This is a genomic window from Enterobacter sp. R-25, assembly GCF_049913205.1.
In the GTDB taxonomy this organism is placed as follows: Bacteria; Pseudomonadota; Gammaproteobacteria; order Enterobacterales; family Enterobacteriaceae; genus Enterobacter; species Enterobacter ludwigii.
Genome location: NZ_CP183982.1, coordinates 1,503,705 through 1,518,249, shown reverse-complemented (window position 1 = coordinate 1,518,249; position 14,545 = coordinate 1,503,705). Strand labels below are relative to the sequence as shown.

Genomic DNA, 14,545 nt, shown 5'->3' with positions numbered 1-14,545 from the left:
GATTTAACCTACCATATTATTAAGTTGCAGAAGCGGTTGTAATATTGACAGGACGATGAATAAAACAATCGTCGCCATAGATACCACCAGTGCCGGTTCAAATACCGACAGCGTTAACGTAATACGATGCTGTAATGCCGATTCCTGGTTTTCCGCCGCGCGGTCCATTAAATGGCCTAATTCCCCACTCTCTTCCCCGGAGGCAATCATATACAGCATGGTCGGCGGGAATAATTTCGCCTGCTCCAGAGCCGCATAAAGCGATGCCCCCTGGCGCACGGTATCCGCCGCCTGCTCCAGCACCTGCCGGGCATACCGGTTTTCGATCCCGTCCATCGCGATATACATCCCCTCCAGCAACGGCACGCTACTGGCCTGCAGAATGCTCAGGGTACGGATATAGCGGGCGCTGTTGATGGCGCAGACCAGCTTTTTGACGGGTGAACCGTTCACCAGCCAGCCGTGCCAGCGAAAACGATTTTTAGCGTTTCGAAGCCAGGCCTTAAAACCCATCATCCCGCCTGCCAGGCTGCCGACGATATAGAGGCCGTAAACCTGCAGGAAATCACTCACCGCGATCAGCGTGCGGGTGGTGATCGGCAGTTGCTGTTTCATATGGGTGAACTGCTCAATCACCTGGGGCACAACCGCCACCAGCAGAATGCCGATCACCGCGATGGCCACCACGGTCAGGGTGATCGGGTAGACCATCGCCTGCGTCAGTTTGCTTTTCATCTTCTGACGCTGCTCGTTGTACTCGGCCAGCTTTTCCAGCACGTCGCCCAGATGGCCGGTCTTTTCACCGGCCATTACCAGCGTGCAGTAGAGCTTGTCGAAGCTGCGCGGAAACTGGCTGAAGGCGTCAAACAGCGTATGCCCTTCCACCACCTTCTCGCGGATGTCCACCACCATCGCCGCGAGCTTTTTGTCCTCCGTCTGTTTCGCGATTGCCTTCAGCGCGCTCTCCAGCGGCAGCGCAGCGTTGACGAGCGTCGACAGCTGACGGGTAAACATCGACAGCACCGGCGTGGAGAGTTTTGCCCCGGCGTTCGCATTACCGGCAGCCGCAACCTCACGGGTTTCGTTGATGCTGACGGGCATCAGCTTTTGCTCGCGCAACATCTGGCGAACCTGCTTTTGCCCCTCAGCCTGCAACGTGCCACGCCGGGTTTTGCCCGCGGTATCCCTCGCCGTCCAGGCGTAGAAGGCCATTACGCATCTCCTCCGCGCTCGGCGGTGACGCGCATCACCTCTTCCAGCGAAGTGACGCCACCGATCACCTTCAGCAGCCCGTTCTCACGCAGGCTATAGGCCTGCTTAAAGAGTTCGGTTTCGATGGCCATTTCGTCTTTATCTTCATGAATGGCGCGGCGCAGGGTGCTGTCGACCACCAGAAACTCATGAATACCGGCGCGCCCCTGATAGCCGCTCTGGCGACAGTGTTCGCACCCCACCGCGCGATAAATCGCGTGTGGCGGCTGGTCCATAAAGCTGAACAGCGCCTTTTCATTGTCATCCAGCGGACTGGTGGTACGGCAGTGCGGACACAGCCGACGCACCAGACGCTGGGCAATGACCCCCAGTAACGATGAACCGATTAAAAACGACTCCAGCCCCATATCCCGCAGGCGGGTTATCGCCCCGGCGGCGCTGTTGGTGTGCAGCGTAGACATGACCAGGTGACCGGTGAGCGACGCCTGCACCGCAATTTGTGCCGTCTCGGCGTCACGGATTTCGCCGATCATCACCACGTCCGGGTCCTGGCGCAGAATCGCGCGCAGCCCGCGGGCAAAGGTCATGTCCACGCGCGGGTTAACCTGCGTCTGCCCCACCCCTTCCAGCTCGTATTCAATAGGATCTTCTACGGTCAGGATGTTGCGCTCATGGCCGTTCAGCGCCGAGAGAATCGCGTACAGGGTGGTACTTTTACCGGAACCCGTTGGCCCGGTGACCAGGATAATGCCGTGCGGGCGGTCAATCAGCCCTTGTAACTTCTCCCGTTCTTCATCAATCAGCCCAAGCTTGTTGATATCAGGCTTGAGATTGCTTTTATCGAGCAGACGCATGACCACGCGTTCACCATACTGGGACGGAATGGTCGATACGCGCACGTCGACCGCCTTACGGCCAATGCGCAGGGAAATACGGCCATCCTGCGGCAGACGTTTCTCCGCGATATCCAGCCGGGACATCACCTTGATACGCGAAACCAGCAGCGGCGCGAGCTTACGCGCGGGCTGCAACACCGGACGCAGCACGCCGTCGACGCGAAAGCGAATGCTCAGCGTACGCTCGAAGGTTTCAATATGAATATCCGACGCGCCCTCTTTTACCGCCTCGCCGAGAATGGCGTTGATCAGGCGGATCACCGGCGAGTTTTCATCGTTATCGAGCAGATCTTCGTTGTCCGGGATCTCCTCGGTTAACGCCATCAGATCGATATCGGCGTCCATATCGTCCACCAGTTGCTGGGACACCCCGCTGCTCTGCTGCCAGATCCTGGCCAGCATTTCATCGAAGGCTTCCGGCGTCAGGGTGACCGGGACAAACGCGCGTCCCAGCACCCGACGCACTTCCAGCAGCGCGAGTGCCGGGGTGTCATCACGGATATAGACCGCATCGTGATAAAATAAAACGCCGTTATCTTTTGCGTAGCCGCTGCTACACAGGGTTTTGCTCAGTTCGTCCACGTGATACCTCCGCCTTACTCTTTAAACGGATTGCGGGACGCGCTGGTTTTCACCGTTGCAGCACTCGCAGCAGGGAACGCGGGTAACACGGCGTTATCCGCCGGTTCAATGATCCCGAGCTTTTTCTCCTCAACGCGCTGCTGCTGGCGGGCGCGGATCTGGTCATATTTCTCTTTCGACGCCGCGCTGTAGTTGTCGTCGTCACGCAGCACGGTGGTATGAATAAAGACCATCAGGTTGCGTTTGGACGCGTCCTGCGAGGTGTAGCGGAAAAGCTGCCCGACCAGCGGAATATCCCCCAGCAGCGGCACTTTGGAGACCGACTGCTTAGTGACATTCTCCATCAGGCCGCCGAGCACCACCGTTTGCCCGCTGTGCACCATCACTTCGTTATTGATGGTTCGGGTATTAAAGGTTGGGCCAAGGCTGGCGTCTTCCGTTGCGCTGTTGTCGACGCTTGAGACTTCCTGCTCAATCTTCAGGTGGATCATGTCGCCGTCGTTGATTTGCGGCACAATTTTCAGTTTGGTCCCCACCGTCTTGCGCTCTACGGAGTTAAAGACATTATCACCACTGGTGGTCTGCGAACCGGAAAGCACCGGCACGTCCTGACCGACATTAAATGACGCCTCTTTGTTATCCAGCGTGACCACGCTTGGCGTGGAAAGAATGTCGTTTTTGCCGTCAGTTGAGAGCGCGGTCATCAGCGCACCGAAATCACCGTTAAAGAAGCCGGTCGCCAGGCCAGTAAAGCTGGCGCCCTTGATGGTGCCATTTTTTATCTGACTAATGGGCAGGCCGGTGGAGCCGAACTGGACGCCACCGTGCTTGCCGGTCCACTGCACGCCGAGATCCAGACCGTTGCCGTCCTGCACTTCAGCAATGATGGCTTCCACCAGCACCTGCGGACGGCGGATGTCGAGCTTGTCGATCACCTTCTCAAGGGAGTTCATCACGTTAGGCTGCGCGGTGATCACCAGCGAGTTGGTTGACTCGTCGGCGGTAATATTCAGATCGGTTGCCGCGGTGGCCGTTTTCGCCTTCGCGGTGCCGGCTTTGTCTTTCAGCTGTTCGCCAATACCGGTGAGCACCGGAACCACTTTGGTGGCGCTGGCGTACTTGAGATAGAAGACGCGGGTATTCCCCTCGTTGTTCTGCTCGCGATCTAACTCATGGATCAGGCTGCGGGTACGCGTGCGCGCATCTTCCGAACCGCTGATCACCAGGCTGTTGGTTTCGTCATCCGCCACCACTTTGGTGGCCAACTGCGGTGCGTTCTGCCCTTTCTGCTCTTCGTTGTTGAGATTATTCAACATGTCGGAGAGCGCTTTGGCGGAAGCAAAGCGCAGGGGGACGATTTCGCGACGCTGTACACCGTCTTTATCCACGCGCTGGACCAGATCCACCAGCCGGTTCACCACGGACGCTTTACCGGTTAACAGCAGCACGTTGGAAGGCTCGAAGTGCACCACGTTGCCGATGCCGGTAGCATCGTTCAGTTGACGCAACAGCGGCGCGAGTTCACGCACCGGCACGTTTTCCATGCGCACGACACGGGTAATAATCTCATCGCCTTTGCCCGGGTTTGTGCTGTCTGCCAGCGGCGCACCGGCGGTGCGGGCCACGCTTGAGCGCACCACTTTAACCATGCCGTTATCCATCGGGATCACCGAGAGACCGTAGAGATCCAGCACGCTCAGGAAGAACTGGTAATACTCATCCTCCGTCAGCACGTTGTAGGTTCTGACAGATACGGAGCCCTGAACCGACGGGTCGACGAGAATGGTTTTGTTAAGGTTGCGGCCTACCGTATCGATAAACTCGCGGATATCGGTATTTTTAAAACTCGCGCTAAAGTTGGCTGCGAGCAGCGAACCCGAATATAACGACAATGCGGTCAGCGCCACGCACGCCCATGGAAATTTCTTCATGTCTGTACACTTATTAATTGTTAAGAACATTGACCCGAATATTTTCAAGGTGAGCGTGACGTCTGACGACAACCTCCGCTTCTTTCATTTTTGACCATTCAGCAATAATATTTTTTGCCTTTACTTCATCGGTCATATCGACAGCATTCACTTCGACTGCCACGTCCCCTTTTTTCAGTCCTGAATGGCTATAAAAGGAAGAGGCATTCCGGGGATTAATGGCATAGCCTTCCAGTTGGCCTTTTCCGACAACCGGTTTTAATACCAGATAATCATTCAGATGCAGCGTGTCTGCGCCTGCATCTTTTGTCGATTTGGTTACCGGGCCGCTATCAACGCCGCCCTTGAAATAATCCGGTTTCTTTAAGGCCAGCGTCTGCGTGATGCCTTCATAATTCACGACGACACTGTCTTTGTTAATTTCCTGAATAAAGGCATCGTTAAAACCGGTCAGCGGCTCCCCTTCGCGGTAGCTCTTCTGGCCCGCGGGCGTTTTAATAACGGCGAAGGAAAGCCAGGGGTCATCACTGCGCACAATGCCTTCTATTTCCGCCGCCAGCGGGGCTTTTAGCGCAGCCGGCCCAGTGTCCTGACGTGTTGCCGCCGTGAAAAGCGTGAATATTTTCTCTTCGCGGCGGTTTTTCAGCGGCTGCGCATCAGAGTTAGCCAACCTATTCGTAACCTTTTTATAATCTTTAAACGTGAAATACCCTTGCTGGCCGCTAAAAATTAACAGCACCAACATCATGCAAGGGGTTATCCACCGTGACAGAAATGAGAACCTCATTTTTCATCTGGCCTTTAACAAAGCGAAAATAAGCAGCATCACGCTGCGACAAAACGTGTGAAGAGAGTAATGAGACGCGGTGAATACGACCATCGACTTCGCCATCAACTTTAATAAAGAAAATTATTGACCGTCTAAAACCGAGGTGTTAGGACATTTCTGCCGGATATTTTTACCCAGTTGAAAAATTGATCGCCCCGTCTCCTTACCGTAATTTCACGACCTGTTGCTATTCCTAATCAGAGACGGTAAGTCGTTATGTATCAGAGCCACTTTACTTTTAAAACCCCGCCCTTCAGGAAGGTCACCCGCTTATCCGGGGATTTTCTGGTGCCTTATCATCAGGACGTCTTTAACCTGCTGAAAGAGAAAACCCAACAGGCGGGAATATGCGGGCTCTTTAGCGACGATACCTCGCTGTTGGGCCAGTTCAGCGATGCGCTGAAAAACAGCGACAACCGCGTTCTTGCCATCAACGCGTTTCCAAAACTGAGCGCCAGTAGCCTGCTGTACAAGCTCAACCCGGACACGAAAGCAATCACCAGCCGTATTCAGGCAGTCGATACCGTGCTGCAGCAGTGGCAGGCCGGGAAAACGCAGGCCACCGTGCTGGTCATTTCCCATACTGAAGCCATGAAAGAGACCTGCCGGACGGTGCTGGGGATGTTGCTCACCCGTGCGCAGGAGCTGGGGTTTCATTTATCGGTGGTGCTGACGGGCGCGGAAAATCAGGCGGCGCTGCTACAGCAATCTGATCTGCGTGAATATGTGCATACCCACCACACCTTGCGCCCCCTGACCTGCCGTGAATATCTCAGCTACGTGCAGGCGCAGTGCGAAGAGCACGGAGGCGAAAGCTCGCCGTTATCCCCGGCGCGCGTGCGTAAGATGCACGCAATGACAAAAGGGAAAATCAGTGAACTGAATGCGCTGGCGCACCTGTCGATGCTCGCGGCCTGGACCGAACGCGCAAGCCAGGTCAGTCCGCGACATTTACGCCTGGCGGCCGCAGAGGTGCTGCCCGCGAAAAAACAGGGTAAGCGTCTGGCAACGGTTTCACTGTTTGCCTCTGTGCTGTTCGCGGCTTGCGGCTGGTATTTCACCGCCTCAATGACTGCTCGCCTCCCGGTTTCTCTGCCGGTCCCGATAAGCTGGAAACACACGGCCGCCCCCGTTCAGGCCCCCGTCGTGCCGGTTATCGACAAGGAAATAGTCAATCAGCCGGACGCGATGCATCAGCTTTATCTGATGTGGGGGTATGACGCCTCGGCGGACGATGCGCTGTGTCAAAACGCGGTGAAGGTAAACCTGATGTGTAAGCAGGGAAATGCCTCTCCGGATGCGCTGGCAGGCGAAGGTTATCCGTGGGTGAGCGAGCTCAAAACCGGCAATCATCTTAACTATGCGGTGGTCGCCCGCGTCGGAGAAACCTCGATGGACCTGCTGATGAATAACCGGACCTGGCAGGTCAGTCGCAGCTGGTTTAACCGGCATGCAACCGGAAACTATACGCAACTGCACCGCCTGACGCCGGAAGGTAAAGACGCCATCAGCGCAACCAGTGACGGCAAAGAGATGACCTGGCTTGATCAGCAGCTGAGCCAGGCCCTTTCTCAGCCTGAAACCCACGCTCAGCGCTGGACTGCGGAGATGATGAAACGCACCCGCGCGTTCCAGCAAAAAATGCATCTGCATGTGGACGGTATTCCCGGCGAAGAGACATTGATGCAGTTAATGCGGGAAACCAACACCACGCCGAGCGTATTGATCCAGGCTTCGCATGCAATACCGGATGCGAAAATGCAGGAGAAGCATTCCTGATGTCTACTATCAGCCTTGCGGCTCAGCGCAGTTACACCACTGGGGAAGCGGTCTGGTTTTCATATCGCCTTCCCGGACTGAGACACGTTTTTGCCCACACCGTTTTAGGACTCCTGGGTCTGTGCGCCATGCTGATGGCCGGGTTGTACGCGCATGTGTATTGGGATCTGCGCCACCCTGCACCCGCCCCCATCAACGCGAGCAGCGCCAGACCGGAAACACAGCTTTCAGATATGCATTATGTGTATGTGAGCAAACCCTTCCCGCATCCGCACCCTAAACCTGCGCCGGTGCATGAGGATATGCCTGCCCTGCAGGATCTGCCGATTAACGGCGATGATACCGACTGGCAGCAGGCGCCTGAAGGAGCGGCTCAGCACGATATCGCGCGGGATACGTTACCCGGTACCGGGGCTCACACCGACGCTTCTGCACGGGCTGGCAGCGACAGTTCCTCATTAACAGAATTGTTTAAGCAGGCGTTAAAAGAACAAGAGCAGGATTATTCGCAAGGCAAAATTCCCGCGCCGCCGGTTGACGAAACGCAGGATATTTCCCGGTCCCCTTTACGTCATAAAGGAGACCGGCTGGAGTAATTAATATTTTTCAGGCAAGGATGTCAGGTTAAGGAGTCGCCCCTTTTCCACCACAATATACTGACCCTTTTTCAGGTCAGAGAGAATTTTAATAATGGTACTGCGTGCCAGGTTGGTGTATTCCTGAATATAGTCATATATGTTGATATCACGCTGATGCTGAACAATCAGTTCATTAATCTCGTATAAAAATTCGCGCACTACCGAATAGGCACTGCGGGCAACCAGCACATCGTCACGCTTGCTCAGCATACAAATATACCAGGAGAGCACTTTCGTCAGTTCCGGCCACAGATTGTTTTCAGTCATTAGCTGGGCGAAGGCCTCTTTTTTTATCGAGCGCACGACGGTATTTGACCGAATGAGGCCATACATGTGCGTGGCGCTGTAAAACATAGAACAAAGCCCAAATATACACGGCCCCTGAACGGTGAACATGCACAGTTCATCAGATTCGCGGCGGAACTCAACGTCGCCACTGACGATAATATGAATATACTGTGAATCACTGGTAGATATTTTCTGCCACTTTTTTAACGTCTTCTCTTCAAATCCTGACGTTGCAGAAATAATTGCGTTGACTTCGTTTTGCGGACGTAATTTTTTACCGTAGATGCTTAACATTATTATACCCAATTTAAGATGTGAAATATAAAACTCAGGATTAAGACGTAAGGCCTCAACCCAGGAATATTTTCCTGATGAAACACTCAAGGAGAAAATAAAAGTAGAAATTGTTTACGTTAATTTGCTGCTTTACTTAGCAAGCTATGTGTCCATCTTAAATCCGGATAATTTTAAGTCAATTAACTAAAAATGAATTGAGTTTGTACTTAAGATTAATCTTACTTAAATTACGCGGAAAATACTCACGAGGGGGTATCCCGCAGGATCACCCCTGTCCGTACTTTTCCAGAAGCGCTTCAGCGATGGCCAGCGTTTCGCGGTCAGCCACACCATTCCACAGCTGTGGACGGAAGTGCATTTGAAACGCGGTAATCACTCTTTTCTGCTGCTGGGCTGTGGCAGCCTCAGGCACTTCATAGCCATACCGCGCTAACAGATCGAGCAGCAGTGCGCTGTCCACTTCCTGATAGCGTGGCTGCCCATTGAGATAAAAGTTGACGCGGTCCGGATCGGGCCAGGCACCAATTCCCTGCTGCGCCAGTTCGCGCCAGGGGAACAGCGGGCCGGGATCGTCTTTACGCTGGGGGGCAATATCAGAGTGCGCGACGACGTTCTGCGGCTTAATGTCGTAGCGGGCGATAATGTCTTTGGCGAGCGGGATCAGAGCCGCAATTTGCGCCGGCTCGAACGGGGTGAAGTGTTTTACTCCCGCCGTTTTTTGCCAGCCCCGGTTTTCCAGCTCAATCCCCACGGAGGTGTCATTAATACGGTTGGTGCCGCGCCAGAAGCTGATGCCGGCATGCCATGCCAGTTCGCTCTCCGGTACCAGCTGCCAGATACGCGGTTTGCCCTCAGGGGCAGGCGGTTTGGCGGGGATCAGGTAGTGAGAGCTGACATTCTTGTCGGTTAACGTCGCCAGCGAGCTGTCAAAGTCATCGGCGGTGTAGTGGATCACCAGCACCTTTATACGCGGGTAAGCCGCCTGGGCCTGATGGCGGGTATCCAGCTCATAGGCACCTTTATCAATAATGCCTTTTTCCGTGGCGCACCCTGCCAGCAACAGCGCCAGCAGGAGTGTGGCAAGCGAGCGCTTCATCGACGGGTTTTCACCGCCGTACCGCTTACGCTCACCATCAGCATGCTGGCATCTTTACCGACCGTTTCGTAGTCAATATCGATACCTACCACGGCATCTGCACCCAGCGCCTTGGCCTGTTCGCCAAGCTCTTTAAACGCAATTTCGCGGGCTTTGCGCAGCTCTTTCTCATACGCGCCAGAACGTCCCCCCACGATATCGCGAATGCCGGCAAAGAAGTCCCGGAAAATGTTCGCGCCCAGTATGGCTTCGCCGGTGACCACGCCGCAGTACTCGGTAATAGGTTGCCCTTCCAGGGTAGGCGTTGTTGAAAACTGCATACTTTCTCTCCTTCTTTAGCGTTCAATGCCTTAGGTACAGCATTATCGGTTCGTTACGCTATGATTGAAAGGATAGTTAATAAATAAGGAAATCAACATGCGCTATTCAGCTTTAACACTTTTCGTGCCCTGCGCGCTGGTGCTCAGCGCCTGCACCACCACGGTCACGCCAGCCTTTAAGGATATTGGTACCCGCAGCGGCCCATGCATTGAGGGCGGCCCGGATACCGTGGCGCAACAGTTCTATGATTACCGCATACAGCACCGCAGCAATGATATTACCGCCCTGCGACCGTATCTGAGTGACGGCCTGGCGAAACTGCTGAGCGACGCCACCCGCGATCCGCAGCATAACGCGCTGCTTAAATCCGATCCGTTCTCCAGCCGCGCCACGCTGCCTGACAGCGCCGAGGTCACCAGTGCTTCAACGATCCCAAACACCGATGCGCGAAACATTCCCCTGCGCGTCAAACTGACCCAGGGAACCCAAACCTGGCAGGATGAAGTGCTGATGATCCGTGAAGGTCAGTGCTGGGCGGTGGACGACGTAAGGTACGTCGGTGGCAGCGTTCACGCCCCGGCAGGCACGCTCCGCCAGTCGATTGAAAACCGCTAAGCCACCCGTTTAAAAAGCGTTAACCCCGTAAAATGTGCGGCATTTCATGCGGAATGCCGACATTTATACTCGCCGACATTGCCGTTCGCTATTTTGTGCTATGTTTAGAGGGTATTGCGGGTTATATTTAACTTTTAACGCAGAAATATTGCATAACTATTCTGTCAACGGTACTATCTGCGGCCTCAATTGCTATAGATTGCCTGGATGAGTAAAGACTGCCCCGATGAGTATTAAACTAAACGGCATTAACTGCTTCTACGGCGCACACCAGGCGCTGTTTGACATCACGCTGGACTGCCCGGAAGGCGAAACGCTGGTTTTGCTTGGCCCAAGCGGTGCAGGTAAAAGCTCCCTTCTGCGTGTCCTTAATCTGCTTGAAATGCCCCGTTCGGGTACGCTGGCTATCGCCGGTAACCATTTTGATTTCGCGAAAACACCGTCTGATAAAGCGATTCGTGAACTGCGTCAAAACGTTGGCATGGTCTTCCAGCAATACAATCTCTGGCCGCATCTGACCGTACTGCAAAACCTGATCGAAGCCCCGTGCCGCGTGCTGGGCTTAAGTAAAGATCAGGCGATCGCGCGTGCGGATAAGCTGCTGGAGCGTCTGCGCCTTAAGCCTTACAGCGACCGCTATCCGCTGCACCTCTCCGGTGGTCAGCAGCAACGTGTGGCGATTGCCCGTGCGCTGATGATGGAGCCTGCGGTACTGCTGTTTGATGAACCGACCGCGGCGCTGGATCCCGAAATTACCGCCCAGATCGTGAGCATCATTCGCGAGCTGGCGGAAACCCATATTACTCAGGTCATCGTAACCCATGAAGTGGAAGTGGCGCGCAAAACGGCCAGCCGCGTGGTCTACATGGAAAACGGGTATATCGTTGAGCAAGGTGATGCGAGCTGCTTCTCAAACCCGCAAACCGATGCGTTCAAAAACTATTTATCTCATTGATTGTGTCAGGGGAAATGATAATGAAAAAAGTATTACTTGCCGCGCTGCTCGCCAGCGTCACCCTTTCCGCTACCGCAGCCCAGACGATTCGTTTCGCGACTGAAGCGTCTTATCCTCCGTTTGAATCCATTGATGCGAACAATAAAATTGTCGGCTTTGACGTGGATCTGGCAAACGCCCTGTGTAAAGAGATCGACGCAACCTGTACCTTCAGCAACCAGGCGTTCGACAGCCTGATCCCAAGCCTGAAGTTCCGCCGTATCGACGCCGTTATGGCCGGAATGGATATCACCCCTGAGCGCGAAAAACAGGTTCTGTTCACCACCCCTTACTACGACAACTCTGCCCTGTTTATTGGTCAGAAAGGCAAATTCACGTCGGTTGATCAGCTGAAAGGCAAGAAAGTGGGCGTGCAGAACGGCACCACGCACCAGAAATTCATCATGGATAAACACCCGGAAATCACCACCGTTCCGTATGACAGCTACCAGAATGCGAAGCTGGATCTGCAGAACGGCCGTATTGATGGCGTGTTCGGCGACACCGCCGTGGTGACCGAGTGGCTGAAAGCCAACGATAAACTGGCGCCAGTGGGCGATAAAGTGACCGACAAGGATTACTTCGGCACGGGTCTGGGTATTGCCGTTCGTCAGGGCAACACTGAGCTGCAGCAGAAATTCAACGCTGCGCTGGAAAAAGTGAAGAAAGACGGCACCTACGAAACCATCTACAAAAAATGGTTCCAGAAGTAATTCCTGATGAATGAAATTTTTCCTTTAGCAAGCGCCGCCGGGATGACCGTCGGCCTTGCCGTTTGCGCACTGATTATCGGCCTTGTGCTGGCGATGATCTTTGCGGTATGGGAATCAGCAAAATGGTTCCCTGTCGCATGGGCCGGCTCAGCGCTGGTAACCGTGCTGCGTGGGCTGCCTGAAATTCTGGTGGTCCTGTTTATCTATTTTGGCTCCTCGCAGCTGCTGTTAACGCTGTCGGATGGCTTCACCCTCAATCTGGGTGTGGTGCAGATCCCGGTGCAGATGCAGATTGAGAACTTTGACGTCAGCCCGTTCCTGTGCGGCGTGATTGCCCTCTCTCTGCTCTATTCCGCGTATGCTTCGCAAACCCTGCGCGGTGCGCTGAAAGCGGTTCCGCAGGGACAGTGGGAGTCTGGCCAGGCGTTAGGCTTGTCGAAATCGGCGATCTTCTTCCGTCTGGTGATGCCACAGATGTGGCGTCATGCGCTGCCCGGGCTGGGTAACCAGTGGCTGGTGCTGCTGAAAGATACCGCGCTGGTAAGCCTGATCAGCGTGAACGATTTAATGCTGCAAACCAAAAGTATCGCGACCCGTACCCAGGAGCCGTTTACCTGGTACATCGTGGCGGCGGCTATCTATCTGGTGATCACGCTGGTGAGTCAGTACATCCTCAAGCGCATTGATCTGCGTGCGACGCGCTTTGAACGGAGACCAGGCTGATGCTTGACTATTTTCCGGAGCTGATGAAAGGGCTGCACACCAGCCTGACGCTGACCGTCGCATCGATCATCGTGGCGCTCATCCTGGCGTTGATCTTTACCATCGTCCTGACGCTAAAAACGCCGGTGCTGGTATGGATTGTGCGAGCCTACATTACCTTGTTCACCGGTACACCGCTGCTGGTGCAGATCTTCCTGATTTACTACGGCCCGGGTCAGTTCCCGTCGCTGCAGGAGTATCCGGTTATCTGGCACCTGCTTTCTGAGCCATGGCTGTGCGCCCTGATTGCCCTTTCGCTGAACAGTGCGGCCTATACCACGCAGCTGTTCTACGGGGCTATTCGTGCCATCCCGGAAGGGCAATGGCAGTCCTGTGGTGCGCTGGGCATGAGCAAGAAAGACACGCTGGCTATCTTGCTGCCGTACGCGTTTAAACGTGCGCTCTCCTCCTACTCCAACGAAGTGGTGCTGGTTTTCAAGAGTACGTCTCTGGCCTACACCATCACGCTGATGGAAGTCATGGGCCACGGGCAGCTGCTCTACGGACGCACCTATGACGTCATGGTGTTTGGTGCCGCGGGCGTGGTCTATCTGGTGGTGAACGGTTTGCTGACGCTGATGATGCGCCTTATCGAGCGTAAAGCGCTGGCGTTTGAGCGCCGTAATTAATCACAGATTTGCATAAATTTTATTGACGAAGACGGGCAAGTCTAACGACTGCCCGTCTTTTTTTATGGGTTAAATAATATTTAATCATTTTTATTGAATATAAATTCATTAAATGGCATTGTATTTCCATGCCGCAGACACGGCGCATAAGACAGACTGACAGACGGGAGCATTACAATGAAAAAGTTAGTTCTGGCCGCTTTACTGGCCACTTTCGCCGCTGGCGCATCAGCTGCAGATAAAATCAACTTCGGCGTTTCGGCCACCTATCCGCCGTTTGAGTCGCTGGATGCCAGCAACCAGATTGTCGGTTTTGATATCGACCTCGCCAAAGCCCTGTGCAAACAGATGCAGGCCGACTGCACGTTCACTAACCATGCGTTTGACAGCCTGATCCCGTCGCTGAAATTCAAAAAATACGACGCGGTGATCTCCGGGATGGACATCACCCCAGAGCGTAGCAAGCAGGTTACCTTCACCGACCCGTATTACGCCAACTCGGCGGTGGTCATTGCGAAGAAAGGGGCTTACACATCCTTTGACCAGCTGAAAGGCAAACGCATTGGGATGGAAAACGGCACCACGCACCAGAAATACCTGCAGGACAAACATCCTGAAGTGAAAACCGTGGCCTATGACAGCTACCAGAATGCCATTATCGACCTGAAAAATGGCCGTATTGATGGGGTCTTCGGTGACACTGCGGTGGTGAACGAGTGGCTGAAAACCAACCCACAGCTCGGCACCGCGACCGAAAAAGTGACCGATCCACAGTACTTCGGTACGGGCCTGGGCATTGCGGTGCGTCCGGATAACAAAGCCCTGCTGGAAAAACTGAATGGCGCGCTGAAAGCAATTAAAGCTGACGGCACGTACAAGAAAATCAGCGATCAGTGGTTCCCGCAATAACAGCTTTTGTCGGGTAGCCTGGCCTACGGGGGTGGTCTGTAGGCCGGGCAAACC

Annotated in this window: 15 protein-coding genes; 8 read left to right on the top strand and 7 right to left on the bottom strand. The window is 54.4% G+C overall.

The window, feature by feature from the left end:
- Positions 1-3: 3 nt before the first annotated feature.
- The 4 genes from gspF to gspC are packed head-to-tail and all read right to left on the bottom strand — an operon-like array spanning position 4 to position 5,366.
- Positions 4-1,212, bottom strand: coding sequence for a type II secretion system inner membrane protein GspF (gene gspF, locus ACN9MQ_RS07200; RefSeq protein ID WP_014169333.1), 1,209 nt, complete (start codon positions 1,210-1,212; stop codon positions 4-6).
- Positions 1,212-2,690 carry a type II secretion system ATPase GspE gene (gene gspE / locus ACN9MQ_RS07195; RefSeq protein WP_059306520.1) on the bottom strand — a complete coding sequence of 493 codons (1,479 nt, stop codon included), beginning with the start codon at positions 2,688-2,690 and terminating at the stop codon, positions 1,212-1,214. Before gspE ends, gspF begins: the two co-directional genes overlap by 1 nt.
- 14 nt (positions 2,691-2,704) lie before the next feature.
- Positions 2,705-4,621: a type II secretion system secretin GspD gene (gene gspD / locus ACN9MQ_RS07190; protein ID WP_032677771.1), complete on the bottom strand. Its 1,917-nt coding sequence runs from the start codon at positions 4,619-4,621 to the stop codon at positions 2,705-2,707.
- 13 nt (positions 4,622-4,634) lie between these two features.
- On the bottom strand, positions 4,635-5,366 hold the full coding sequence (gene gspC, locus ACN9MQ_RS07185; RefSeq protein WP_410384173.1) for a type II secretion system protein GspC: 732 nt from the start codon (positions 5,364-5,366) through the stop codon (positions 4,635-4,637).
- A gap of 300 nt (positions 5,367-5,666) precedes the next feature.
- Between gspC and ACN9MQ_RS07180 the strand changes: the two genes are divergently transcribed.
- Positions 5,667-7,229, top strand: a complete 1,563-nt coding sequence (locus ACN9MQ_RS07180) for a peptidoglycan-binding protein (RefSeq protein ID WP_426021293.1) — start codon at positions 5,667-5,669, stop codon at positions 7,227-7,229.
- Entirely contained in the window at positions 7,229-7,825 is a 597-nt protein-coding gene (locus tag ACN9MQ_RS07175) for a hypothetical protein (RefSeq protein WP_025204590.1), read from the top strand. The genes ACN9MQ_RS07180 and ACN9MQ_RS07175 overlap by 1 nt, the downstream gene beginning before the upstream one ends.
- Here the strand turns inward: ACN9MQ_RS07175 and ACN9MQ_RS07170 are convergent, their stop codons facing one another.
- The 3 genes from ACN9MQ_RS07170 to ACN9MQ_RS07160 form a co-directional block, all read right to left on the bottom strand.
- Positions 7,826-8,449, bottom strand: a complete 624-nt coding sequence (locus ACN9MQ_RS07170) for a helix-turn-helix domain-containing protein (protein ID WP_032677768.1) — start codon at positions 8,447-8,449, stop codon at positions 7,826-7,828. It lies immediately after the preceding gene.
- Between the two features lie 268 nt (positions 8,450-8,717).
- Entirely contained in the window at positions 8,718-9,548 is an 831-nt protein-coding gene (locus ACN9MQ_RS07165; RefSeq protein WP_032677767.1) for an N-acetylmuramoyl-L-alanine amidase, read from the bottom strand.
- The gene (locus ACN9MQ_RS07160; protein ID WP_006174327.1) at positions 9,545-9,868 is read right to left on the bottom strand and encodes a heavy metal-binding domain-containing protein; all 324 of its coding nucleotides are present in this window, start codon (positions 9,866-9,868) and stop codon (positions 9,545-9,547) included. The genes ACN9MQ_RS07165 and ACN9MQ_RS07160 overlap by 4 nt, the downstream gene beginning before the upstream one ends.
- A gap of 97 nt (positions 9,869-9,965) precedes the next feature.
- Between ACN9MQ_RS07160 and ACN9MQ_RS07155 the strand changes: the two genes are divergently transcribed.
- From ACN9MQ_RS07155 to artJ, 6 genes are all read left to right on the top strand, one after another.
- Entirely contained in the window at positions 9,966-10,484 is a 519-nt protein-coding gene (locus ACN9MQ_RS07155) for a lipoprotein (protein WP_014169325.1), read from the top strand.
- A gap of 226 nt (positions 10,485-10,710) precedes the next feature.
- Positions 10,711-11,439: an arginine ABC transporter ATP-binding protein ArtP gene (gene artP / locus ACN9MQ_RS07150; protein ID WP_014169324.1), complete on the top strand. Its 729-nt coding sequence runs from the start codon at positions 10,711-10,713 to the stop codon at positions 11,437-11,439.
- 20 nt (positions 11,440-11,459) lie between these two features.
- Positions 11,460-12,191 (top strand): arginine ABC transporter substrate-binding protein ArtI, encoded by a 732-nt coding sequence (artI, locus tag ACN9MQ_RS07145; RefSeq protein ID WP_020884864.1) that lies wholly within the window; start codon positions 11,460-11,462, stop codon positions 12,189-12,191.
- Positions 12,192-12,197: 6 nt separating this feature from the next.
- Positions 12,198-12,914 (top strand): arginine ABC transporter permease ArtQ, encoded by a 717-nt coding sequence (gene artQ / locus ACN9MQ_RS07140; protein WP_014169322.1) that lies wholly within the window; start codon positions 12,198-12,200, stop codon positions 12,912-12,914.
- Positions 12,914-13,582, top strand: a complete 669-nt coding sequence (gene artM / locus ACN9MQ_RS07135; RefSeq protein WP_025204592.1) for an arginine ABC transporter permease ArtM — start codon at positions 12,914-12,916, stop codon at positions 13,580-13,582. The genes artQ and artM overlap by 1 nt, the downstream gene beginning before the upstream one ends.
- A 177-nt stretch (positions 13,583-13,759) precedes the next feature.
- Positions 13,760-14,491 carry an arginine ABC transporter substrate-binding protein ArtJ gene (gene artJ / locus ACN9MQ_RS07130; protein ID WP_020884865.1) on the top strand — a complete coding sequence of 244 codons (732 nt, stop codon included), beginning with the start codon at positions 13,760-13,762 and terminating at the stop codon, positions 14,489-14,491.
- The last annotated feature ends 54 nt before the right edge of the window (positions 14,492-14,545 follow it).